Origin of the sequence: Bacillus timonensis, assembly GCF_000285535.1 — a bacterium.
In the GTDB taxonomy this organism is placed as follows: Bacteria; Bacillota; Bacilli; order Bacillales; family Bacillaceae_L; genus Ferdinandcohnia; species Ferdinandcohnia timonensis.
The window spans coordinates 230,298-255,979 of record NZ_HE610988.1; the positions used below are offsets into that span (position 1 = coordinate 230,298).

The following is a 25,682-nucleotide window of genomic DNA, read 5'->3' on the forward strand; positions in this document are numbered from 1 at the left end:
ATTTGCCTCGGTTTGTTTACCCAAAACCATGAAAACTTAAATACCTGGAATGAGCGGTTGTAGCAATGGGTGCTACAAACAATAACATGAAAATATTATCACAAAGACACATTGGAGTCAATATAAATTAGAATTTGTTGAACTATGATAAATTGTTTAGTCTTGCTTTTATGTCAGCATTACTTCCCAATTGTCTGATTTCATATTCATGTATAGGTGAAACTTTTTCCGTTAAATAAATGTGAAAGGATAAAGCTTCTTCTAGCCTTTTTTTATGCTGATTATGCTCTCCTTGAAATACATGTTTCACGTCCTTAGTTGTTTCAATCCAAATAGCCTCATAGTCCATTCCTTGAAGTTCCCATAACTCACGTTCAAGTTTAAACGCAATTGTTTCGGCAGAGTCAATTTTTCCTGTTCCTAGGCAGGTTGGACAATTCGTTTGTAAAATAGCTGAAAGATCTTGCCTTGTCTTTTTACGGGTTAGCTCGACTATACCTAGTGTAGTAAACCCATGAATCGTCACCCGATTTCTGTCATCCTTCGCAGCTCCACGCAGTGCTTGGATTACCTTTTGACGTTCATCCTCTTGCTTCATGTCAATAAAATCAACCAAGACAATTCCACTAATATCACGTAACTTAAGCTGACAAGCGATTTCTTTTGCTGCAGCAATATTTGTTTTAAATACCGTATCTCGCAAATTTTCTTTACCTTTAAATTTTCCAGTATTCACATCGACAATTGTTAAGGCTTCCGTTTGCTCAATTAACAAATATGCACCATTTTCGAGCCATACTAAATGCTTTAGTGCTCTTTCGATTTCCCGCTCAATTCCGTACGATGAAAATATATCTTCTTTTCCTTGATAAAAAGAAACCTTATCTTCACCAAATTGATTCTTTAACTGTCTAAACCACTCGGCATTATCAATCACAATTTCCTTTATATTCTCCGGGTGATGTTCAAGTAAGATTTTTTCAACTAGATTATTGGCATCAACTAAAAGACTTGGTGGCTTAAGGCGTTTTTGTTCTTCTAGTATGGCCTTGTAACGGCTTCGCCCAAATTCAAGCTCATTGAAGATTTTTGCTTCATCTTGATTTTCACAAGCGGTTCTCACAACAAGCCCCTCAGGATATTGAAGATATGTTTGTCCAAAGCGGCGCCATCTATCTCTTTCTTCCTCTTTTTTCATTTTCCGCGAAACTGCCACATAATTTCCAAACGGCAAATAGACAAGGGATGCCCCAGGAAATTCAATTAATCCGGTTAATTTGGGTCCTTTCCGCTCTGCACCCTCTTTCGTAACCTGAACAATGATTTCCTCGCCTTGTCTAATAAAATGAGAAATATTTTTTTCTTTGTCATTTGGGTCGGATAGATGGTAAGTTGCAAGCTGTTCCCTTCCTATATAGCCATTTCTGCCTAAACCAATATCGACAAAGGCCGCCTGCATACCGGGAAGAACATCAATGACTCGACCCTTGTATATATTCCCTACGATTTCTCTATGTTTTGGTTGTTGAATATTCACCTCAAGAACTTTATTTCCCTCAAGAACGGCTATTCGCTTTTCACTTGTTTTTGCATTTACAATAATTGTTTTCAAACTGCTAATCCTCACTTTGACGGAACATTTTCCTTATCAATGTACCTCAAGATGCAATGTTAATACAAGTAGAGGAGTTCACCAACCGGCTGAGTAATTTTTTTCTCATTAAAGTAAGCATGTAAAAGTTCATTTTCATCAAGGGGTTGCTGGTTTTCCCCATCCTTTCGTATCACAATTGGGTGCTTACACCCTCGTTGAAACATTGAGAGGACCGAATATACCATTTCTGTTTCATCCACAATCAACGGTTTTAATTTTGTAAAGGTATCCTGTTTTCCATAGTAGCGTTCAAGCAAAAATCTCATGAAGACAAAATGACGTTTTTTCCATTCCATAATAATTGAAAAGAAAAGGAAAGATATGATGACCCAGAGATTTAGATTGTTTGGACTATAAAATAACATTCCAATGAAAAGAAGTCCCGCTATTAGACTTGATACAAAAAGCGTCCGTTTATGCGCTTCAAAAAAAGAATGTTTATATGAAAAAAACAAATAAAGAAGCTTCCCACCGTCTAATGGCCAAATTGGGAGTAGGTTAAAGAAAAAAAGAACCACATTATGATATAAAAAGAGATCAAAAGTTTTCGGGGAAATGATAGATCCTAATAATAAGAAATAAGCAACAGTCACCATCCAAATATGCTGCAGTGGTCCTGCTAAAATAACGAATAGTTCTTCCTTGAGTGGACGGTTTCCATGCTCATCCATCTCCGCCACACCCCCAAAAGGGAGAAGTTGAATCTTTTTAATTCTCCATGAAAAAAAATGGGCACATGCAGCGTGTCCCATTTCATGGACAAATATGATTAAAAAAAGCATCAATAATTCTCTGAAGTGTGCGGTAACAACTGCAATCCCGACAATAAGCCAAAATAATGGGTGAATTTCTATTTTTCTGAGGAGATTTACATATTTATTCAAATTTTATCACCTGTATTGGATCAATAAATGTTTCACCTTGCTTGATTGCAAAATAATACGTTCCTTTTTTTCCCCTTGCGGCTCTTGAACCTTTCCAACCTCTTGACCTGTTTCCACATAATCATAAAGTTTCACTTCAACACTTCCTAAATTTCCATACCACGTTTCGGAGCCATCACTATGCTGAATAACAACTGTTTCTCCAAGATCACCTTTAACTGCAACCTCAGTAACATTACCTGCATTCATTGCTTCAACTACCTCGCTGTCGGTTTCAACAATAATTCCTTGGCCGTTTGCTTCAAAGGTTTCGGTCACTTTTCCTGCTGCGGGAATAGCGTATTTACCTGTAGCTTGAGTATCGACTTTTTCTTTATCTTGATTCATTGGGATTAGTGCAAGCGGGCTGCCAAAGGTATCTTTATACCATTCTGTTACGGCAGCAAATTGAAATTCAGTTTCCATAGTACTGGTTACAAAATGCCTGACATTTTCAAACTGTGGTGACTGATTTTTAAATATTATGCCAATCGATAACACAAGAATAGCAGAGAGTAACACCTTAAAAAGAAAAACTTCCATTCGAAAAAGAGGATGTCCTCCTTCACCAGACCCACCACCATCGAATGAGGTATATGCACTTCCACCGTATCGTTCCTCATCACTTGCTATAAAGGAAGGACCTGTTTTTTTTGGAGTAGCTGGACTGGAATATTTCGTACGCTTTCTCTTTGCAATTCGCCTTCTAATTTCATTTGCTCGGTTACTCATCTTTTTACATCATCCCTTGTCCATTTTATTTGTACAAGTTTATGACTAAAGGCGTTTAGTTATGACATTATCAAGCTAATTATCTAGTAAAACGGGCATCTTTGAAAATGAAAGAAGGATGAGATTTCTCCACATCCTTCTCCTACTACTAAAAATTATTTATTTTTTACCCGGTTTATCAGGTTTTCCTGGTTTATCAGGCTTTCCTGGCTTTCCTTTTCCTGGTTTCCCATCATCTTCTTGCACATTGATGATTAACTTACCAGTTGCAATTTGTCTTGATTCGTTACCAAACTCGTCTCTTACAATTACTTCGATTTCAGCACCGTCTGCAACTACACTAGAAACCGCTGTCCAGTATCCTTCATAGACACCAGGTGAAACTTCCTGTAGTGGAAGTTCCGTAACATCGCTCACACCTGCTGTATTTGTTAATGGTAAACGAATAGCGTAGGTTGCGTTTAATCCATGCTCACTTGTGAATTCAATCTTCACACTCTCACCTGATTTTAAATGCACATCCTCTGTTGGTTTTAAATCAGCTATGGTTAAATCGCCAAATTTAGCAGTTACAGTAATTTGGTCACTCGTTGAGTTACCTGCTTTGTCAGTTGCAACTACTTCAATGTTATTTTCACCATTTTCAACAAGAATTCGCTTTGTAAAGCTTCCATCAGTAATAGTTGCACCTTCACCATTTACTGTTACAGTATCGATATTTTCGTCCTGTACAGTACCTGTTACAGTAATTGCTTCTTTATTTGTCTTTAAACCATCTTCCGGGCTTGTAATGACGAGTTCCGGTGATGTTTGGTCAAGAATCACAACAACAGGTTCTGATGCATCGGTAATACCCGTGTTAGTTGATGCCTTAGCTGTAAGTGAATTCTCACCATCTTGTAATTCAACATCCACAGAAAAAGTACCTGCATCAGTTGTATCTGTTGTCACTACCTCTTCTCCATTGTTAAAGACATGAACAGTAGTTGTAGGGGCTGCCTTTCCTTCAACAGTAACAGATGATTCATTCGTGAAAGCTCCTGTTATTGGAGAAGTAATGGTAGGAGCTGTTACCTCATAATTGACTGTAGCACGAATCATATAGTTACCCTCAGCCTCTGGGGCTAATGACCAGGCTCCACCAACAAACTGCCAGCTACGACCTGAATACTCACCATCTTCGTCAGTTCCAAGTCCTGGTGCATTTGGATTTGGATCTGCTTGAATGTAAACCATATAGAAGTCTCCTTCTACGATGATTCCTTCAGCAGCTAGGTCCACATTTGTCCATTCGCCAGTTCGAAGAGCAGTCGCATCGATTGGCCCAGCAAGCTTCTTACCTGGAGCTCCATCTGTTCCAGTAGCATCCCAGACTTCTACTTTGAAGTTAGATCCTCCTGGTGTTGGCCATGTTGTATCCCAGAAACGGAATTGCCCTCCAGTAACGAGCGCTGCATCCTGCTCTTCACTTAATGACATTTTTACTGCCCAACCATTGCCAGCATCATAGAATGCACGTGCATTTTCTGCAGTTCCATCGTCATAACCGATTTCACCAGGATAACCAATGAATGGTCTTAATTCTATGTTTTGTGCTACTTCGCCATTTCCTTCGAGTACAACTTCAAATGATTCACTATAATAGGAAGGTGCCATTACACGAACTGTATACGTACCTTCATATGCGGTAAGTGAATACTGACCATTTTCATCTGTCTCAACTGGAGTTACATTTGCATCTTCTACAAGTAATAATGTTGCTCCTGGTACAGGTTCACCCGTTGCTGCATTGGTAATCGTACCTGATACCGTTCCTTTTGCTTTCTCCTCTAAAACGAAGTTTGCTACAGCTTCACCATCTGCCTCGACTGTTACAGTTTGTTGTGCTGCATGATACCCATAGCTTTCCGCTACTACTGTAAATTCACCTGTTCCGTGGATTAATTCATATGCACCGGTAGCAGGATTAGTTGTAACAGATCGGCCCGACTCTAACACACTCACTTGAGCGTAAATTGGTAAGGCTTGTGGACTAGTTTCATCAACATTTACTTCCTTGAAGTCGATGTGAGAACCTTCTGGCTTAATTTTTGCAGGGTCAACTTTTTCTCCTTCTTTTACTGCAACTGAGCTGTCACCACTATCAACGCTGTCACCCTTCGTAGGTTGTACTCCTAATTGGGCTTTGCTTTGAACTGTAAGTGGCTCATTTGAAAGACGAACATCATCAATGTACCAGCCATCGCGAGTAACACTGCCGTCAGTGGTTACATTGAAACCGATATAAATTCTTTGACCCGCATACTCAGATAAATCAACCTCTGCAGCTTGCCAGTTTGAAGTCGTATCTGTGATACGAAGTAATTGTGTCCAGTTTTCCATATCTGTAGAAACAAATACATGACCGTAATCCCAGTTGCGTTCAAGATTAAACCAGTTCATGTATTGTAGGTATGCTGGTCCTTCAGCTGGTAGGTCAATTGGTGGCATTACAAGAGTCATATTCGCTCGACTGCTATATTGTCCAGCTAGATTCGTAGCATATACTTTTTCTCCAGAATGTGCACCATTAGGACCACTTGTAGGAACACCCCATTGCCAAGTATCCTCGGCACCATAAGAGAACCAACCAACAGGAGTATCTTCAAAGTCTTGGAAATAACCGACAGAAATTCCTGGTTGTACAGTAACTTCATATTCATCAGTCGTTACATCATTCTGACCAAAATCAACAACCTGCCAACGATATGACACAGAAGGCTCTCCAATATCTTCTCCTGGAATCACCGCTTCGTATGTTCCTTCATTATACGTACCTGATGTTTGAGTAGCAGATACATTCGCCCATTTGCCATCTAGATTTTCATATTGAAGCACAACAGCTGTAATGCTTACGTTGTCATGTACTGAGATAGAAAGTGGTAAGTCCATGCCTGCATAGGTTTCAGAAGGCGCTGTATGTTCAAACGTTGGAGCCTCTGCATCCACACCATCTTTCGCAACTTGACCTTTGATTTTTCCAAGTCCAGAAGCAACTGAGGAAACAGCTAAATATGCATTTACCAAACCATAACCGTAACCAAAGTTAGGTGATTCTGGAAAAGTACCATCGGTTAAAGATGTTGCAGTTGAAGTAATAATTTCTTCAATTTGTTCGATCGTTAATGATGCATTTGCTTGTTTTAATAAAGCTACTACGGCAGAAATATGCGGACCTGCCATTGATGTTCCATTCCATCCACCTTCATATCCACTACCAGGAACGGAAGAACGAATATTCACACCTGGAGCCGAAATATCCGGTTTAATATCTCCTTCATATGGTGAAGGTCCTTGTAACGAGAAGTTTGCTAAACGATCATTGATATCAGTCGCTCCTGTTGCAAACGATTCAGGATAGTTTGCAGGTGTCGCAATTGACCCTGGGCCACCTGGATTAAATAAGGTTGTATTACCTGCAGAAAACTCTGGGAAAATATCGGCTGCTCTCCAGTTTTGGACCATTGGACGATACCATTCATCTAAACCAGGTCCTCCACCCCATGAGTTGTTAACAACATCTGGTGCCATATCAGGGTTGCCCCCTGGAGCTATAATCCATTCCCCTGCTTCTAATAGGTCTATATCTGATCCTCCATCTTCCGTGAACGCTTTAACAGCAATCCACTTAGCACCTGGAGCAACACCAATTTGATTTGCACCATTTGGCTCTGCACCCACCATTGTACCTGTTACATGTGTTCCATGTCCGATATCATCGTATGGAGTAGATTGACCAGTCGTTGCATCAAACCAGCTATACTGGTGGTTCGGATTATTTGGATTAGCTGGATCATAGCCACGATACTGCTCCATCAATGCTGGGTGATTCCATTGAACACCCGTATCAATACTAGCAACAACCGTACCAGATCCATCGATCCCCATCTCCCATACCTGTGGGGCCCCCACACGATCAATATTCCATTCAATGTTTTGAGGGGTTGCTTTAGATTCGACCGCTAGTGAAGATTCTTTCGTTACTGGAACATGCAATGTTCTTGTTTCATTTGGTAACACTTTTTCAACCTCAGCGAATGATGCAATTTTCTCCATAACATCTTTCGTTGCAGTTACAGCCATTCCGTTTACAATGAAGAAGGATTTAATATCCTTTGCATTACCGGATGCCTCTTCTTTTTGAAGATACGTTTTAACATCACCTTGTGTTTCAATCGCTGTTGTACGTAGCTCTGAAACAATTGCATTTCGTTTGATTGATTTTGTTTTGGCTATAGTAGATTTTTGTAAACTAGCTTTTTTAGCTGCATCATTTGCTACTTTATTTGAATCAACCTGTTCCTTGAATTTGATTAGAAATGTAACCATCTTCTCATCGGCGAATTGGTCTTGTAAGCTTTTAGAAATTTTACTAGAAGCCACATCCTTATTATTTCCTAGATAAGATGTGGAGGGTTCCTTTGCCTGAGCAAATGTTTGAGAAGCCATTACACTAGGTGCTAGTAATAACGCGCACATTACAATACTTGCAACCTTTGTTAACCTACGTTTCCCTTTTTTCCTCATCAATTTTCCTCCCTTAATTTTAATTAGCTCTGAATTTTCCTCCTCTCGATAGATTCCTATACTCCAATGTATTTGGGTCCTTCCCCATTTCTCTAAGATAGATTCCGCGTATTGCAATCGGAAATCACATTATGTAGAAGTACAGGTATGAATTAACTTTAGCTGAAAAAATACGAAAATAGTGTCGAAAAAAAGGAAAATAGTTTGAAGATTCGGAATTTGGTTAATTTGTATTATATGAAAAAAGACAAATAAGGAGTTTAGAACGAATATTATATATTCGTATGAGTTTTATTTTTTAGAGGGGCTATATTCCACAAAATGAGGTTTTTACTATATTTTACCAGTATAAAACAGATATTCTGTTTCCTAGGTAGAATGGCTTAATTGGAGATGATTAGTATGAAATAAGTTAAAAAATGATTATTTTTTCCTTACAAAATTTTAAATAAATTTACAATTAGGTTAAATATAGTGAGTTATTCCTCACTCTTTTATGTCAACAATAGGTAACACCCCCTAGTTTCCTCACTATTTTCACAAGTTTTAGGATTATATTCTTATCGATGGTGTATGGTTTACAAAGCGAGGGGTTTCTGAGTTTGATTGAATAGAAGAAAAAAATAATCTTTCGGTCACTTCTGACCAAATTTGCTTTTATGAACTTACGACTTTGTCGAAATAAAAGAAAAAACCACCCTTTTTTGTAAGGTGGTTTAACGGACGCCAAAGAATTTTTTAATCTTTGAGAACATACCTTTCGGATCGTTTTCAAGAGATTGAAGTGGAATAGATTCTCCTAAAATTCTTCGTGCGATATTTCGATATGCAATTGCTGTTTTACTGCTTGAATTTAAGGCGATTGGCTCACCACTATTGGAAGCTTTAATTACTTCATCATCATCTGCAACAATTCCAATTAAGTCAATTGAAAGATGTGTGATGATTTCATCGATATCAAGCATTTCACCTGACTTCATCATATGATTTCGAATACGATTCACAATTAGCCGTGGTGGCTCGATTTCCTCTTTTTCTAGCAATCCAATAATCCGGTCTGCATCACGAACTGCTGAAACTTCTGGTGTTGTGACAACAATTGCTTTGTCTGCTCCAGCCACAGCATTTTGAAAGCCTTGTTCAATACCAGCGGGACAGTCAATGATTATATAATCAAAATCCTGTTTTAACTCCTCGACCAATTTCTTCATTTGGCTAGGCTCTACTGCAGTTTTATCACTTGTTTGGGCAGCTGGCAGTAAATAAAGATGGTCATCGAATCTCTTATCCTTTACTAAAGCTTGTTTAAGCTTACAACGACCTTGAACAACATCCACTAAATCATAGATGATACGGTTTTCTAAGCCCATAACAACATCAAGATTTCGTAGGCCAATATCTGTATCTATTAAACAAACACGTTTTCCAAGCACCGCCAAGGAAGTGCCTACGTTAGCAGACGTGGTCGTCTTTCCGACTCCACCTTTTCCTGATGTAATAACTATAGCCTCTCCCACAGCTAGATTCCCCCTTCTAACCTTGTTAAATTAGGTCTTAAATGAGTTAACTGTTGCAATCTATCAACTACAATCATCTCATTTTCGTCCACATACGCACATTCCATAATATTGGCTTCTGTTTGAACAGAGTCTGGTGATCTATTCATAATATCGCCAATTCGAAGCTGTGTCGGTTTCATAACTGAGGCTGCAATAATAGCGTCTCGTCTCCCATAGAAACCAGCATGTGCAATTCCACGTAAGGAGCCTAATATAAATATATTTCCGCCTGCAATGACTGTGGCACCAGGATTTACATCACCGATTAGCATAAGGTCACCCTCTACCTTAATTACTTGTCCAGAACGGATTACCTTAGCGACGGAAACAATTTCATTCTTCTTTTTCATCTCTTCTGCTTCTTGTTTTGTAATCACATTACTATCGATTTCGTCCACCACTAGATGCTTTTTATTTCGAATGATGGAGCGTATTTGTTCGTCTTGATTTTGAGTTAAATACCGATTACCAATTTTTACTTTAACAGGAACAAACGGAACATCATCATTCCGTTTCTGATTCAAAGACAACTTAATTTCTAAGTCTGAAATTAGCTCTTTAAATGAACAAGAATCATCGAGATGCAACGTTAATCCGTCTTTTGTCCCTTTTATTGTCACATACTGCTGTTTTTGTCCTTTCACGACGTTCACCTCAACGATATATACTTCAACAAATGACTCCATTTTTCCTGTTAATTATCAAAAAATTTTTACAGAACCTTTTTCACTTTATTATTCTTCGATATGTAGCTTCCCTAGTAATTTCTTAAATGGGTATGCAAATACTAGTATAAATATACTATTTAATAGAATTGTCGGCAAAATACGGAATTGGAGAAATCGTTCCACTGTGATAGTCGTTGTACCTATTGCTAAATTTACACCATAAACACAAAATTCCAAAGCAAAAATACCGATAAGACTTAGAAAAGAAATTACAACAATATTTGTTTGTAAAATCCGACTTGCCCAGGAAATAAGATATGCCATAAGTGTGTAAAGAAAGAAATAAACACCTAAAACCTCTGTGTAAGCAATATCATAAAGCAGTCCAAAAATACCCCCATAAACAAGTCCCATAGGTTTATTAAAATAAACTGTAATAAAAGCTATTAAAACAAATAAAAACCTAGGAACATAAACATTTTCCTGATGAAAAATGTCCGCTGGTACTAAATCAACAAAGCTGCTTTCAAATAAAAAACAAAGGACAAAATAAGGGGAAGAACGAAACGCTTCACGATTCTTCCTCCTCTTCTTCTGGAACATTCATTGTTCTCTCAACAATAATAACATGGTCGATTTCATAAAAATCAGCCGCAGGCTTGATATATGCAGTTTTTGTTAATCCGTAATCATCTGGAACAACATCCATAACCTCACCAATATAAAGTTCACTTGGGAATATTCCGCCTAAACCAGATGTAAGCACCTTTTGATTTTTTTCGATTTTTGCATCTGGTGTATTAATTTTGAAAAGAAGAGCCTCTTTTTCTTCATCATACCCCTCTATCAGCCCCATGATTTTTGCTTCTCCTTGAATATAAGCGGAAATACGATTAATTCGATTAGGAGAACTCAATAACTGGATAGTAGATGTAAATGTATTCGCATGCTTTACTTTTCCAATTAAACCTTTTGAAGTGATTACAGCCATGTCAACTTGGACACCATGCTGCGTACCACGATTAACCGTAATGATTTCATGCCATTGATCAGGGTTTCTTCCGATTACAGTGGCCTGTATTTTATTAAAGTGATCAAGTGATTCTGTTTTTTCTAGAACATCACGTAATTTTTGATTTTCTTTCTCTAACTCCTGCACATTTGCTTCTAATTGCCCGTAGGAATCAAGCTTTTCCTTTAAGAGTTTGTTTTCTTCAAATGTATTTTCAATATGATTCACATTTTCAAAAAATCCAGCAATGGCCTGAGAGGGTTGATGAAATATACTTTGAACCCAGCCAACAGAATCCTTGATAAATTGCTCTGGCCATGATAATTTTTCACGCTCTTGTAAAGAAAATCCAATCAATGCCACTAGAACGATGATGCACACTAGTAATATAATTAATCGTTTATTGAGAAAGAATTGTGGCATGTGTTACACCCTCTAACTTTAACTTGATTTCAACACATATAGTGGGGAATAAAATTCCCCACTATAATAAGTTCATTATCGTTATCGTAAATCCTTTGATTTCCCTTTAAATAAATGAATATGGTCAAGTGCTTTACCTGTACCAATTGCAACACAATCTAATGGATTTTCTGCAATAAGGACAGGCATACTTGTTTCTTCACTAATAACCTTGTCTAAATTACGTAATAGGGCTCCGCCACCAGCTAGCACAATTCCACGATCCATAATATCTGCCGCAAGTTCAGGTGGTGTCTTTTCAAGCGTATTTTTAACGGCATCGACGATTGCGTAAACAGTATCATGGAGTGCTTGTGAAATTTCTTCTGCAGTAATTTCGATTGTTTTTGGCAATCCAGTTAATAAATCTCTTCCTCGGATTTCCATGTTTTCAACACCCTCTGGTGCTCCGGCCGAGCCAATTTCGACCTTGATTGCTTCCGCTGTACGATCACCTATCATTAAATTGTAGGTTTTGCGAATATATTGAATAATTGCATCGTCCATCTCATCACCAGCGATACGAATGGACTGACTTGTAACAATTCCACCCAAAGAGATAATTGCTACTTCAGTAGTTCCACCACCGATATCAACAATCATACTTCCAGTTGGTTCCCATACAGGCAAATTTGCCCCAATTGCAGCTGCAAATGGTTCTTCAATCGGATACGCATCTCTAGCACCAGCTTGACGTGTTGCATCGATTACTGCACGTTGTTCAACTGCTGTAATTCCTGATGGAACACAAACCATAATATATGGCTTTCTAGAAAAAAAGCTTTTCGTTTTAACTGCTTGATTAATGTAATATTTCATCATCGTTGCAGTTGTTTCATAATCAGCAATGACACCATCCTTCATTGGACGAAGGGCTACGACATTGCCGGGCGTACGACCAATCATATTTTTAGCATCATTTCCAACTGCAACAATTTGCTTTGTATCTGTTTGCATTGCAACTACAGACGGTTCTCTTACTGCAATTCCTTTACCCTTTATAAAAACAAGTGTATTAGCAGTACCTAAATCTATACCAAGGTCCCTTGTACCTATTCCAAACATAATATGTATCTTCCTTTCTGATACCGAATAAAAAGTGTTAAGTTGCGAAAAACTCATAACCAATATTATATCGTACAAAATTAAAAATTAATAGAGGATGTTCAAAAAGTCAGTCGAAAAAGACACATTGAATTTCTGCGTTAGATTGCTTCTTCGGTCCTCACGTATTAACTGCATACGCTCCAGTCTTCAAAGCTGCACCGCCTTGAACTTTTGGGTCCTTTTTACCTTCCTATTGAACACTCGTTAAATAGTCACACATAACCTTTTTCTTTTAGACTGACAAATTTGTGTTCACCAATTATTAAATGGTCTAAAAGCTCTATTCCAATTATCCTGCCACATTCAACTAACCGCTTCGTTACCTCTATATCCTCACGACTTGGAGCAGGGTCGCCGGATGGGTGATTATGAATACAAATGATGGATGCTGCTGATCTTCGAAAGGCTTCCTTATACACCTCTCTTGGATGAACAATCGAAGCATTTAAACTTCCGATAAAAATTGTTTGTCGATGTATCACCTGATTTTTTGTATTTAAATAAAGACATACAAAATGCTCTTGTGTTAAAAAGCGCATATCCTCCATCACATATTTAGCACCATCTTCAGGGGATCTAATTACATAACGGTCTTCATATTGAAGTTTACCAATTCTTCTTCCTAGTTCAACGGCAGCCATAATTTGTACGGCTTTTGCTGTCCCAATGCCTTTAATAGAGGTAATTTCTTCAACTGAAGCATCCTTTAATAATCGAAGACCTTCAAAACGATGCAATAAGCGATTTGAAAGTTGAATGACCGATTCTTCCTTTGAACCTGTTCGTAAAAGAATCGCTAAAAGCTCATGGTTAGAAAGACTGTCCGCTCCATCGGTAACCAAACGTTCCCGCGGCCTTTCTTCCCTGGGATAATCACGAATCATAAGCTCAGATGATTTCAAATAGGTTCCTCCTATCTATTGTAGTAGATACTTGGACCCACCCATCATTAAAGCTATAGACTACTATGTAATGTAACACACCATGTAGCATATCAATTTATATTTTTTGTAAATATCAAGCCTTAGCAGTGAAATCCTATATTCCTTAGTTCACGGAGTGTTCGTGACACAGGCAATCCGACTACAGAAAAATAGTCCCCTTTAATATGTTTGACGAGTGCAGATCCAAGTCCTTGAATTCCATATGAACCTGCTTTATCCTTTGGTTCGCCTGAGGCAACATATGCTTTAATTTCCTCATCCGTTAGATCCCAAAATGTTACTTCTGTTCTTTCAAAGAACAATTTCTGATTGTCCTTAAAAAGAAGTGCAACCCCTGTTATGACTTCATGTGTTTGATTTGAGAGAGTTTTTAAAACATGTATTGATTCCTGTTCGTTTTTAGGTTTACCTAAAAACTGGTTTTGAAACACAACAGCTGTATCGGCTGCAAGAATATAGGAATCAGGAAATTGTTTAGAAATTGCCTTTGCTTTTTTTAGGGCAATTGTCATGACCTTTTCTTCCGGAGTGAGTGTTTCGTCAATGGATTCATCAATATTACTGACGGAAACTTCGAAGGAAAGTTTCACATTTCTAAGAAGTTCTTTTCGTCGTGGAGAACCTGAGGCTAAAACGAGGTGTTGCATACTTTTCACCCTTTATTATTTTTTTCAGATTGGAAGATACCTGTATATCGTAACAAACAAATCTTGTCTCTACAATTATGTAAAATTAAATTTTGTTGATAATTTATTGTTTGAGACATTTTGTCTATTTATGTAAAACTCAAGAAATTCAAACCATAAAGAAGGAAAGGAGTTATTTTCTCCTTTCCTTCTTCTTTGTAAAAATTAATTTTGACTAACTTAACTCAGAAACCCACATTGTGTAGGCTTTGTATGCATTAAGTAATGATTGCTGTGTTTCCCATAGTGCTTTTTCATTTCCATCATTTTTATAGGTCTGAAGTTGAGTAAATGCAGACTGAATATTTGTTTGAAACTCTTTAAGTTGTGCATGGAGGTTGTCGGTCTTGATTCCTTTAACAGCTGCAACTTGTTTTGAGAGATTCTCCCATTTCTCGTTGTCAATTGCGCCAGTCCCGAAAGCACCGGAAGATAAAGTTATTAATTCCTTAAATACAGGAAGACTTATTTTAATTGCTTCTGAATCTTCTTTTCCTGCATTTGAATAGGAACCACCAGGGATTTCAAATGTTTTAGAAAAAAAATCCGGGAATGCTTCTGCATATTTTGCCTTGATTCCTCCAACTGAACCTTGTTCAGTTCCAATGCCAGCAAGTACGTAAAAGGAACCATCCATTTGAACAGCAGTTGCGGCAAAACCTTTGCTTGTAATATCACTTACAGTAGAATTTGCCGATTCAGCAGTTGAAAACTTTCCACCTTGAACAACACCCGTTGATAGGGTTTCTAACTCAACCGCAACTTGGCTACTTACTGGCTTATCTTTTGGGTTTTCAGCTGGTGTCGGATTTTTTCAGTAATTTGAGATGGATTCTCTGATTCGGCAGGGCCAGCATTTACATCTTCAACCACTTTTAAAATCATAAACCCAAATCCAACACCAAGAACAATTGCTAAAACAAGTGAACCGACAAATTGTTTCACAGAAAAAAGTTGTATTCCGCTATTCTTTTTTGATAGTTTTGGAATTTTACTAGGACCTTTTGTTTGCCGTAAATCTTCAATAGGAATTATAGGAATCTCTTTTTCCTTCAAGGGTTTGTTTTTTAAACTTTCATCTGGTAGAACCCAGCTAAAATCATCCTCTTCCTCCTCCTGTGCTGCAGCAACTTCATCATTTTCAATTCCAATAAGAGGTTTTTCCGTTTCGACAAATTTAGTTGTCTCTTTCCCTTCAGACTTTACCTTTGGCTCTTTGCCATTAATTTTAATAGAAATCCGATTGTGCTTGTCCATTTTTTTCACCACCTATTTAAGAAAACGCCTACTTTTTGTCAATGCTACCATAACAATAAAAAAAAGAACAAGACATTTGTCGTCTTGTTACTAGAGGTTTTCGTCAAATTCTGCACTATTCAATGTTTTTAGTAGGAACGAGTGGATTATTTTTATTGCTAGGTCCAGGTGCATCTAACTCTGGATCGAATTCTATTAATTCCTCCAAGTCCGGGTAATAGTATGTTGAAATTGTTAATGTTGTCGTTAGCATATCAGTTCCTTGATTCGTAGAGACAATTTCAGGAAAACCTGAGAATGCAATCTGTTCAACCTTTGTTATTCTCTCAAAATTCTCTAAGGAATGAATAAATTGCTCAAGTTCAAAATAACCCGGAGACTGAACTGTTAAAAAGGCGGTAAGTTTTTTAACTCCCGCAGGAAGATTAGCCTCGTGATTATCAGCATTATTCTCATTTTGACTTTCCACAACAGATTCATTCTCAACTTCTGCAATTGATTCAGTTGTAGTCGCTCCATTGTTATCATCATTAAATGTCATGCTTGTAATAAAACTATTTGAAACGGTCTCAGCTTGTTCAAGATTGAGTAAAAACTGTTCAAGTAATGGTTTGATTGGAACTTTTTTCTGTAGAGCTGTTGCATTTTCTTCTAACTGTGTTTCTTTTAAACCAGGACCTATTTCGATGGCTTCTAACTGCTTATTTAGCTCTGTTAAATCCGAATTCGCTGATTTTAATTCACTTTTCAACGGAAATATCAACAAAAAATAGACAAAAAGAAATGAAATAATTAATAAACTACTTAAAAGTAGAAAAAACAATTTTCGATTCTGTAAAAAAGGAAAAGATCTCATTCGCTCTCCTCCCTATTCATCTCTTTCTTCATAGCATCCTTGTCCATCATTAACACAAAATCAGCAGTATATCTTGGGACAACTACGGTTTCATTCGTTAGATTTTCGTATTCTGTTGTAGTAACCTGAGTTAATGTCGCATCACTTACATAAAGAGAATCATTCACATTTTTTAAAAAAAATGCAATCTCACGGTTCGAATCAAATTGAACTGTTAATTGAACAGAACCATCATCATTATACGTAAAGTTCATGATAAACCCTCGTTCAGGTAATAAAGCAGAGAGCTCTTGAAGCATAAAGACTGTTGAAATCGGATCATTTTCAGCCCATTCTACGACATTTTGGAGCTCTGTCATATCAGAAATCGGTTCGCCATGATTCCCTTCAAGTGCAATTAATTCATTTACCGTTTCAATATTATTTTGGGCAGTAGATAAGTCCTGCTTAACTTGTTTGTATTGCATCGTTAAAAAGAAGCCAGCCAGAGCGGCCAATAAAATGATAATAAGCGTAGGGATAATGATACTAACCTTTTTTTTATCTTTTTCTGGTATTAAATTGATTTCAATTAGCATACTATCCCCCTAATTAAATAGATTCATGTTAAATATCCATGTAAGGAAAGCCCAATACAATCGAAGAATCGTTCAGGAATATCTTCTCCTGCTTTTGTATGATATGGGGTATCCACGATTTTTTGAATCGGTATGTTTATGGATTGCTTTGCTCTTTCCATTAATAAACCGACAAATGGATGATCCCCTCCGATTCGTATTTGTGTAACACTTTCATTCCCCTTATGTAATGAAAAATGATAAAAGTTAATAATTCTTTCAACTTCTAATACGATGTCTTGAATTTTACCGATTAGATCTTTTTCGTCACCTATGTACACCCACTCTTCTATCCCTGATCGGCCCATTTTCACATCCCATTGTTTTGATTCCATTGATAAAGGTAGATGTCTTGTAAAAATAGGGATATCCTGATGAAAGACTGTCATATCAACTGAATCCAAGTTTACTTGAATCATTAAATAATGTTCTGCCTGTGATGTAGAATGTTGGGAATAAAAAAGTCGGTACATTGCAAGAGGAGTAATATCGGCAACCTCAGGTTTTACTTTCGCCTCTTCAAGCAGTTCCACATAATTTGAAATAATATGTTCAGGTGAAGCAATAAGGATAATTTGTTTTTCTCCATCCTTCTCACCTATTACATTTGTTTCTAGAATGGGATCCTCAAACGGCAAATGTAAAGTTTCTCCCAATTCTAAATAAAGATGCCCTTGTACTTCGTCATCTGGTATATCGAAAGGAACCGTTGTATTTCGAATAAGCATGTATGGATCTGGAACACAAAATTGAAGTTTTGCTCCTTTGATTTTCCAGTTTTCCACACATTCTTCTAATATGGTGAGTAAGGTTTCACGTTCAATAATATTTCCTTCTTCAATTACACCATATGGAAGTCTCCGCTCACCATAATTTATAATAACATTTGGCTTGATTGTTTCCACATAACGAATTGTATGATTTCGAATCATCATGCTCACACGATGACTTTTTTTTCTAAAAAGCGACATTATCACTCATCCTCAATATTATATCAGAATGTTGTAACCCATTATCAATACGCCTTGGTGTAATTGCGCGTTTTTTTGAGCTTGATCGAAAAATTACCTTTGAAATAATCGTGGCATCCTTCGTAGGATTTAACTTTATTCAGCCAAAGAGCTAAAATAAAGTTAAATACCATTCTATTATAGTATCACCGTAATAATATGTCATCAAAGAGCCTATGACAATAAAGGGTCCAAACGGAATTGGTTTGTTTCTTTTTATTTTACCAATTAACATACCAAAACCACCAATGACTGCCCCGATTAATGTCGACAAAAAGAAGGCTAGAAGGGTTTCCTTCGTTCCGAGAACAAGGCCAATCAGGAAAAAGAGTTTAATGTCTCCCCCTCCCATACCACCTTTACTAACAATAGCAATTAAGGCTAGTAGGCCAAAACCTACAATTGCCCCAATTATGGAATCCCACCATGGCGTTACTGGACTACATACACGAGCAATACCAAGAATAACAAGGAAAAACAATAAAACTTTATCAGGAATGAGCATGTAATGTATATCAGAAACAGTGATAATCATAAGCAAAGACACAAACGCTAAAGCAACGATTAGTTCTTGATTAAAGCCAACTTTGTAAAAAGAGAATGCAAATAGTAATCCTGTAAGAAGTTCTATTAATGGATAAATAGCGGAAATTTTCGTCCCACAGGTTCGACATTTTCCTTTTAAAAAGATATATGAAAAGACTGGGACTAAGTCAATTGCGGTTAATGTGCGATTACAAGATGTACAGTGGGAACGTGGTTTTACAATGGATTCGTTGTTTGGTATTCGGAGTCCAACCACATTAAAGAAGGAGCCTAGTAAAAGGCCAATGATGAATAGATAAATGAGGAGTATAGTTTCCATCGGTTCAGTCCTTTTTTGAGTATTAGAGTATGTAGAAGAAAAGACCTCGGAGTGAGGTCTCTTCTTACGGTGCTGTTTCTCCAGTTGCATCTCCTTCTTGGTCCACATGATTCCTAGTCAGATCATTTACTGAATCACTTACAGTACGTGTATTTACAAAGAAATTATTTTGAGCTGATGCAAGAGTTACATCTACCTGTTTAACTGTTACATTATTTACTGTATCTGTAAAGTAGACTTTTGAATAAGTACTATTATAAGAACTATTAGTGGGGGATTTAGGGATTTCATCTAAGAATCCACCTTCTATTAATTCATCTAAAGTATATGATTCAGTGTTTCCGGAAGCATTTTTAAGACCTGAAGCTTTCGCCAATTTAGCCGCATTTGCTATCTGTTGTGCATTCGCAATATGCGCATCCTTTTTACTATTCTCTATTACATTCCCAATTGATGGTACTGCAATTGCGGATATGATTCCTAAGATTACGACTACTGCTAGTAATTCTACTAATGTCAAACCTTTTTGGTTTTTTAACAGTTTCTTTATTTTTTTTATCATATTTCTCATCTCCTTCAAAAATGTTTATTACCTATTGTGTTTCTCTTGGTGAAAAAAATTCGAAAGGCATAAAAAACGACCAATCTATAACAAAGAATGAAATAGGTTGGTCGGTTGCACTAGTTGCTCCAAACAGTTCAAGTGCCCATTTACGAACTGTTCTTCCTCGCATCCTGTCGAATCTATTACTATTATACTATATAGCTACTGATTAGCAATGTAAATTTTTATTGGATTTTGTTAAAAATGTCGAACATCGGTATTGCAATAGAACCGACTATCGTCCCCACAACGACAGCCAGTAAAGCAATCATAATTGGCTCTATTAATGACTTCAACTGTTCTGTTATCTGATCTACTTCCGCTTCGTAATAATCGGCCACTTTGTCCAATATGATATCAAGTGAACCTGATTTTTCACCAACAACAATCATATGCGAGACCATAGGAGGAAAGACCCAGTGTTTTTGCATTGGAGTTGCTAACGATTGCCCACTTTCGAGTGAAATACGAGAATCTCTTAATACCTTTGCCATCACTTCGTTTTCAATGATTCTTTCCACAATAGAGATTGCTTGTAAAATAGGAACAGAACTTGAAAATAACGAAGCTAAGGTTCGTGTCATTCTAGCAAGTGCTGCTTGTTGAAAAACCTTTCCTATCACCGGTATCTTTAATAAAAAATAATCAAGATAGTATTTACTCCTTTTGTTCCTTCTTGCATATAAAATTCCAAAATACACGAGTAAACCGAAAAGAATGATAAGATACCAAAAGCTTTGAACAAAATCTCCTACGTTTATTACAAACCTTGTAACAGGCGGTAATTCCGAACCAAATGATTCAAACATATCGGTAAACGTAGGGACAACAGTTGCTAATAAGAAGATTACAATTCCAATCGATGATATTCCCAAAAATATGGGGTAGGTCATTGCAGATTTTACCTTTTGTATGGTTTTATATTGCTTTTCATAATAAGTCGCAAGTCGGTCTAAAATCTCATCTAAATTACCGCCCGCTTCTCCCGCCTTCAACATATTTGTAAAAAATGGTGGAAAAACCTTTCGGTGACGTTCCGCTAGTTCACTAAATGGATTTCCTTCCTCAAGGCCTTCAACGATTTCTGTTAACGCCTGTTGTAGCAATTTATTTGTAGTTTGCTGTGATAAAATCCTTGTACAGTCAACGACAGAAATACCGGCTTTTAATAAAGTTGAAAACTGACGGATGTAAATAACAAAATCCTTTGTTTTCACTTTTTTAGCTCCAAGGCTTACTTCTTTATAGAGTATTCCTTTCATTTCCTGTATTGATTTTACAGCTACCCCTTGCTCTCTTAATTGGACGATAGCCTGTCTTTGGCTTATACTTGAAACCTTGCCAGTTTTCTTTCTTCCATAGCGATCTCTGCCCTCATATTGGAACATTGGCACAACTATACACCTGCCCCTATATACGCACTAGAACTATCTGAAGAAATTTGATTTTGTTCAAGCAATTCTTTAATGGACATTTCAAGTGTATGCATCCCCGTTGCTTTACTCGTTTGCATGACACTTGGTATTTGATGAAGTTTTTCATTTCTAATTAGGTTCTTGACTGCTGCATTATTAATTAAAATTTCTGTTGCCGCAATTCTCCCCTTCTTATTGACTAACGGGAACAATCTTTGCGATATCACTGCTTGTAAAACAGAGGCAAGTTGAATACGCACCTGTGCCTGCTGACCGGTTGGGAAAACATCAATAATTCGGTCGATTGTTGCAGGGGCATCTGTTGTATGTAAAGTCCCTAATACAAGATGTCCAGTCTCAGCTGCTGTAATCGCAGTTTGGATTGTATCTAGGTCACGCATTTCTCCAACTAATATTACGTCCGGGTCCTGACGTAGACAGGCACGAAGGCCATTTGAAAATGATTTTGTATCAAATCCCACTTCACGTTGGTCAATGATACATTTACCATGCTTATGCAGATATTCAATTGGATCCTCAAGTGTTATTATGTGTCGTCGCTCTGTTTGGTTCAAATAATCAATCATCGCAGCCAATGTTGTTGATTTCCCGCTTCCAGTAGGTCCAGTGACAAGAACGAGGCCTTGGGGCTTTTTAATAATGTCTTTTAAGATACTAGGCATTTTTAAATCCTCAAGATTCGGTATTGAGGTCGGGACAATCCTAACTGCAAGACTTACACAAGAACGTTGGAAATAGGAATTGATACGGAACCTTGAAACTCCAGGAAGTCCATATGAAAAATCAAGTTCCCCTTTTTCCCGGAAAATGTCCCACTGTGAATTCGAAATAATTGCTTTTGCCATTTCTTCAGTATGCTCAGGTTTCAAGACATCATTTCCATACTGTTTTAAATCGCCATGAATTCTCATGATGGGGGCTGCACCAACAGTTAAATGTAAATCTGATGCACCAAGTTCAAATGCTGCACGTAATAATAAATGAAGCTTTTCTTTCATGTTTTCACCTCTATTCTTCCATCGTCACTCGCAATACTTCCTCAATCGTTGTGATGCCTTGTTTTACTTTTAGAAGACCATCATCAATTAAAAAGATCATTCCACTTCGTAGTGCATAGTTCTTTATTTCTGGCATTGATTTATTATTCATCATCATTGTTCGAATGGTATCATCTATAACTAAAACTTCATGTATAGCAACTCTTCCTCTATAGCCTGTCATTTTACAGCTATTACAGCCTTTACCCCGGTAAACTTTACCGACCTTTAGTCCTCTTTTTTGATACAGATTATTTTCTACTTCTGTTGGATCAAATTCTTGTTTGCAATTTGGGCAAATTTTTCGAACAAGTCTCTGTGCAACAATACATGATAAAGAGGACATAACTAAAAATGGCTCAATACCCATATCAATCAAACGAGGAATCGTCGCAATTGCACTATTGGTATGGATTGTCGATAAAACTAAGTGACCTGTTAAGGAAGCTCTAATCGCGATTTCAGCTGTTTCCAAATCTCGTATTTCCCCAATCATGATGATATTAGGGTCCTGTCTCAAAATGGAACGTAGCCCATTTGCAAAGGTTAATCCGATATTAGTATTTACTTGGACTTGATTAATTCCTTCCATTTGATATTCAACTGGGTCTTCAATCGTAATTATATTAACCACTTCATTTTTCAAGTGGTTTAATGCTGCATACAGTGTGGATGACTTTCCGGAGCCAGTTGGTCCAGTTAATAAAATCATCCCTGAGGGCAACTCAATCATTTTAATAAAACGCTGATAATTTATTTTATTAAAGTCTAATTTTGCTAGGTCGGTAACGTTGTTTCGTAAATCTAAAATCCGAATTACGACTTTTTCTCCAAAAAGGGTTGGTAAAATCGAAATTCTAAGATCAACTGGAACAGAGTCTAATTGAATCTTAATTCGCCCGTCTTGTGGGAGTCTTGTCTCGGTAATATTTAGATTGGCCATAATCTTAATTCTTGCAATAAGACTACTTTGGATATCCTTCGGCACAGTTCGATCTGTTTTTAGGAGACCATCTATTCTGTAACGAATGACAATCTTTGTTTCATGTGGGTCAATATGTATATCACTTGCTCGTTGGTGAATACCACCTGTTAGGATTTGATTTACGAGCCTTACTGCTGGAGCATCTTCACCATCCACATGAGCATTGCCAATAACCTCGATATCATTAAAATCAACACTATCGCGATAATATTTATGGATACTAGTGAATATCTCATCCTTTGTTGCGATGACCTGAGAAATTTGAAAACCTGTTGAAAGACGTAAATCATCTATCGCATAGTAATCCATTGGATCATTCATTGCAACAATTAGCTTATTGCCATCCCGGTTAATGGGAATTAAGACATTGCGAAGTGCTGCTTCTTTTGATACAAGTTCCGTTAATGAAGGATCGATTGGATACTCAGCTAAATTAATATGTGGTATTCCAAGTTGAAACTCGAGCGCTTCAATTAATTGTTGTTCTGTAATATACCCTAATTTTACTAATTCATCGCCAAGCTTCTGGTCGCGATCCTTTAATGTCAGAGCTTCTTCTATTTGGTACTCAGTTATTAATCCTGCTTTTACTAGTAAATCTCCTAGACGTTGTCTATTTTCCATAGTCAACCTCTCCTCCGAAACATATTATCTATAGGTAAATCATACTATTGTTTTCTACCAAAACAAACTTTTTTTGTGGAAAAATGTCAAATTATACTATAATGAAGGAAGTACATGTAGGTTATGGGGTGGAGTATTGTGAAACATTATTTTGGTAATTCAAAAGGGGCCGCTTTAGTTTATGTGTTAATAATTTTTGCAATTCTAACCCTTCTAGGAACCGTTATTTATTCTTTATTGACAAATAATCAGACTCAAGAAACTAGAGTCTACCATCAAAAAATGGTGACGTCACTGGCTGTTAGTGGGATGCAGACTTATGTTCAGCACCCAGAAACATTAATCGAACATTATGACTGGCAAAAAATAAATCTACCGGATGGGTCAACAATTGATTACTATCAATTTGCCGTTGACGAATCTGGAGCAAAACTATTACCAACAGCACTTATAGGTACAAACAAGTATAAAGTAAAAGTAGCTGCTATTTATGGTGACAATAACCAAAATAAAATAAAAGATGATGGTGAGGACCTTTTTATTAAAAAAGAACTAGAATTCGATTACAAAAAAGGTGATTCAATTTTAAGAACAGACAAGCCAAAATTACGTTCTTCCACCTTCGAAACAAATCAAATTTTTATTAACGGTACAGCAGAGCCTGGTGCTACCATTAAAATTTATCTTGCTCAAGGTAGTTTTGTTGAAGGAAAAGCAGACAATAAAGGGAACTTTAGTATTCCAATCACTGGCGATATGAATTCATTACCTATTGAAGTTCAAATAACAGCAACACTTAGTCCAAAATTAGAAAGCGAGAAGGTTATATATCGAATAGATTCTTGGGGTGGAAGTGGGATTGTTTTAATTATCGATAAAATAGGCACAGCCGATGAATACGAATACTACCAAACTATACGCCCAGAAATAATAAAAAACGAAGACAAAGTCGTCGTACTTACAGGGACAGACTTTGATGCGGGAGACACACCCATTTTTATTCAGGCTGCTAAACAAATAGAAATCCAAGATAATGTTACGCTCACTTCAGGTGGAGATATTAGCTTTGAAACAACGAGTGGAATCTTCGTCCACCCTAACGCTACGATTACTTTGAAGCATGGTGGCCAAGGAAATCTTACTTTTACAACTACTGACGGAGATATTACAATTGTTAATAATAGTGATATTTCGAACTCTTCCAATTCAAAAGACCCAAGAAGCATTCTTTTAAATGCTACTAACGGAAAGATTAATATTGATGGTACCACTTTAGCAGCTGATAGAGGAATATATCTCTATGGGAAAAACGGAATTTCAGCCAATGGGTCAACTTTACATGCATTACAAACAAAAAATGAAGAAATTACATTAGAAATAAAGAATGGTGAAATTTGGATTCAAAACTTTACGGCAAGCAATCCTGTTACAATACTACCAATAAGCGCAAAAGTATGTGGAAGACCAACATCAGGTACAACTTTTAATGGTGCACCCGTAGTCGAGTTCAATTGTCCAAAACCTAATACAAAAGGCTAATGATTGATAAGTATCATTCATTAGCCTTTTCTCATTTCAAATATTTTTATTGAGTAATCTAGTTTTTCTTCTGAGACTGTTTCTTCTCCATCAATATTTGATTTTACCATCTTGTACGTTACCGAAAGTTTATATATGCCATTTTGACTTGTTAGATTCATATCTGAAATATTTTCAACAGTACTTATCAAATGATCATAGGTCATTGAATCAAGTGATATAGAATTTGATTGATACAATGCTATCGATTTTTTATCTACATCAAAAAGTAATGAATAATTCTTTTGGTCAAATGTGGTAAATTTGAGTTCTTTTTCAGAAGAACGTTCATCATAGTTAATGATAGTAGGAGATGATAAGTATTCCGTTACAATTGTATTCATCAATACTTGATCAGATTTTGTTGCAAATTCCTCTTGTGTTTGATTGAAAAATAAGTTCGTTGCGGGAAATATAGCAAATCCAACGCCCATTACAACAAAGAAAATGGTGATTGCAGCAAGCAATTCTATCATTGTAATCCCTTTTTCATTTTTCAT

At 36.9% G+C, this 25,682-nt stretch carries 23 protein-coding genes, 1 riboswitch and 1 other annotated feature (1 of these 25 only partly in view); of the genes, 1 reads left to right on the top strand and 22 read right to left on the bottom strand.

The features are described 5' to 3' along the window. Positions 1-69 (bottom strand) — a sequence feature (ribosomal protein L21 leader region); it reaches 146 nt to the left of the window's first position. Between the two features lie 73 nt (positions 70-142). The 21 genes from BTHG_RS18765 to BTHG_RS18865 form a co-directional block, all read right to left on the bottom strand. Next, complete coding sequence (locus BTHG_RS18765) at positions 143-1,612, bottom strand: Rne/Rng family ribonuclease (protein ID WP_010678280.1); 1,470 nt, start codon at positions 1,610-1,612, stop codon at positions 143-145. Between the two features lie 59 nt (positions 1,613-1,671). Next, complete coding sequence (locus tag BTHG_RS18770; protein WP_010678281.1) at positions 1,672-2,538, bottom strand: M50 family metallopeptidase; 867 nt, start codon at positions 2,536-2,538, stop codon at positions 1,672-1,674. Between the two features lie 6 nt (positions 2,539-2,544). Further along, a complete protein-coding gene (locus BTHG_RS25410) occupies positions 2,545-3,309 on the bottom strand; it encodes a peptidoglycan DD-metalloendopeptidase family protein (protein WP_010678282.1) in 765 nt (254 codons plus the stop codon). A gap of 159 nt (positions 3,310-3,468) precedes the next feature. Beyond that, a complete protein-coding gene (locus BTHG_RS18780; protein ID WP_010678283.1) occupies positions 3,469-7,875 on the bottom strand; it encodes a S8 family peptidase in 4,407 nt (1,468 codons plus the stop codon). Positions 7,876-8,591: 716 nt separating this feature from the next. Further along, positions 8,592-9,392, bottom strand: a complete 801-nt coding sequence (gene minD, locus BTHG_RS18785; protein ID WP_010678284.1) for a septum site-determining protein MinD — start codon at positions 9,390-9,392, stop codon at positions 8,592-8,594. A gap of 2 nt (positions 9,393-9,394) precedes the next feature. Next, complete coding sequence (gene minC, locus BTHG_RS18790; RefSeq protein WP_042342269.1) at positions 9,395-10,120, bottom strand: septum site-determining protein MinC; 726 nt, start codon at positions 10,118-10,120, stop codon at positions 9,395-9,397. Between the two features lie 48 nt (positions 10,121-10,168). Further along, positions 10,169-10,705 carry a rod shape-determining protein MreD gene (gene mreD, locus BTHG_RS25415; RefSeq protein ID WP_010678286.1) on the bottom strand — a complete coding sequence of 179 codons (537 nt, stop codon included), beginning with the start codon at positions 10,703-10,705 and terminating at the stop codon, positions 10,169-10,171. Then, a complete protein-coding gene (gene mreC / locus BTHG_RS18800) occupies positions 10,674-11,537 on the bottom strand; it encodes a rod shape-determining protein MreC (RefSeq protein WP_010678287.1) in 864 nt (287 codons plus the stop codon). The genes mreD and mreC overlap by 32 nt, the downstream gene beginning before the upstream one ends. 81 nt (positions 11,538-11,618) lie before the next feature. Then, positions 11,619-12,641, bottom strand: a complete 1,023-nt coding sequence (locus tag BTHG_RS18805) for a rod shape-determining protein (protein ID WP_010678288.1) — start codon at positions 12,639-12,641, stop codon at positions 11,619-11,621. Positions 12,642-12,895: 254 nt separating this feature from the next. Beyond that, the gene (radC, locus tag BTHG_RS18810; protein WP_042342329.1) at positions 12,896-13,567 is read right to left on the bottom strand and encodes a RadC family protein; all 672 of its coding nucleotides are present in this window, start codon (positions 13,565-13,567) and stop codon (positions 12,896-12,898) included. 140 nt (positions 13,568-13,707) lie between these two features. Continuing rightward, a complete protein-coding gene (locus BTHG_RS18815) occupies positions 13,708-14,274 on the bottom strand; it encodes a Maf family protein (RefSeq protein WP_010678290.1) in 567 nt (188 codons plus the stop codon). A 214-nt stretch (positions 14,275-14,488) separates the two neighbouring features. After that, complete coding sequence (locus tag BTHG_RS18820) at positions 14,489-14,950, bottom strand: hypothetical protein (RefSeq protein ID WP_010678291.1); 462 nt, start codon at positions 14,948-14,950, stop codon at positions 14,489-14,491. A 134-nt stretch (positions 14,951-15,084) separates the two neighbouring features. Further along, complete coding sequence (locus tag BTHG_RS18825; protein WP_010678292.1) at positions 15,085-15,570, bottom strand: hypothetical protein; 486 nt, start codon at positions 15,568-15,570, stop codon at positions 15,085-15,087. 115 nt (positions 15,571-15,685) lie between these two features. Further along, positions 15,686-16,426 carry a hypothetical protein gene (locus BTHG_RS18830; RefSeq protein ID WP_010678293.1) on the bottom strand — a complete coding sequence of 247 codons (741 nt, stop codon included), beginning with the start codon at positions 16,424-16,426 and terminating at the stop codon, positions 15,686-15,688. Continuing rightward, on the bottom strand, positions 16,423-17,004 hold the full coding sequence (locus tag BTHG_RS18835) for a PilN domain-containing protein (RefSeq protein WP_010678294.1): 582 nt from the start codon (positions 17,002-17,004) through the stop codon (positions 16,423-16,425). Before BTHG_RS18835 ends, BTHG_RS18830 begins: the two co-directional genes overlap by 4 nt. Positions 17,005-17,027: 23 nt before the next feature. Further along, positions 17,028-18,014, bottom strand: coding sequence for a type IV pilus biogenesis protein PilM (gene pilM / locus BTHG_RS25995; protein ID WP_010678295.1), 987 nt, complete (start codon positions 18,012-18,014; stop codon positions 17,028-17,030). A 151-nt stretch (positions 18,015-18,165) separates the two neighbouring features. After that, entirely contained in the window at positions 18,166-18,918 is a 753-nt protein-coding gene (locus BTHG_RS18845; protein ID WP_010678296.1) for a prepilin peptidase, read from the bottom strand. A gap of 64 nt (positions 18,919-18,982) precedes the next feature. Continuing rightward, positions 18,983-19,480, bottom strand: a complete 498-nt coding sequence (locus BTHG_RS18850) for a prepilin-type N-terminal cleavage/methylation domain-containing protein (RefSeq protein ID WP_010678297.1) — start codon at positions 19,478-19,480, stop codon at positions 18,983-18,985. A 99-nt stretch (positions 19,481-19,579) separates the two neighbouring features. Next, positions 19,580-19,663, bottom strand: a riboswitch (cyclic di-GMP riboswitch). A gap of 44 nt (positions 19,664-19,707) precedes the next feature. Continuing rightward, entirely contained in the window at positions 19,708-20,916 is a 1,209-nt protein-coding gene (locus tag BTHG_RS18855) for a type II secretion system F family protein (RefSeq protein WP_010678298.1), read from the bottom strand. Positions 20,917-20,918: 2 nt separating this feature from the next. After that, entirely contained in the window at positions 20,919-21,956 is a 1,038-nt protein-coding gene (locus tag BTHG_RS18860) for a type IV pilus twitching motility protein PilT (RefSeq protein WP_010678299.1), read from the bottom strand. Positions 21,957-21,966: 10 nt separating this feature from the next. Next, the gene (locus tag BTHG_RS18865; protein ID WP_010678300.1) at positions 21,967-23,604 is read right to left on the bottom strand and encodes a GspE/PulE family protein; all 1,638 of its coding nucleotides are present in this window, start codon (positions 23,602-23,604) and stop codon (positions 21,967-21,969) included. 138 nt (positions 23,605-23,742) lie between these two features. On the opposite strand from BTHG_RS18865, the gene BTHG_RS18870 reads away from it, so the two are divergent. Next, positions 23,743-25,143 (top strand): Ig-like domain-containing protein, encoded by a 1,401-nt coding sequence (locus tag BTHG_RS18870; RefSeq protein ID WP_148361265.1) that lies wholly within the window; start codon positions 23,743-23,745, stop codon positions 25,141-25,143. 20 nt (positions 25,144-25,163) lie between these two features. On the opposite strand, the gene BTHG_RS18875 is transcribed toward BTHG_RS18870, so the two are convergent. Continuing rightward, positions 25,164-25,682, bottom strand: coding sequence for a prepilin-type N-terminal cleavage/methylation domain-containing protein (locus BTHG_RS18875; RefSeq protein WP_010678302.1), 519 nt, complete (start codon positions 25,680-25,682; stop codon positions 25,164-25,166).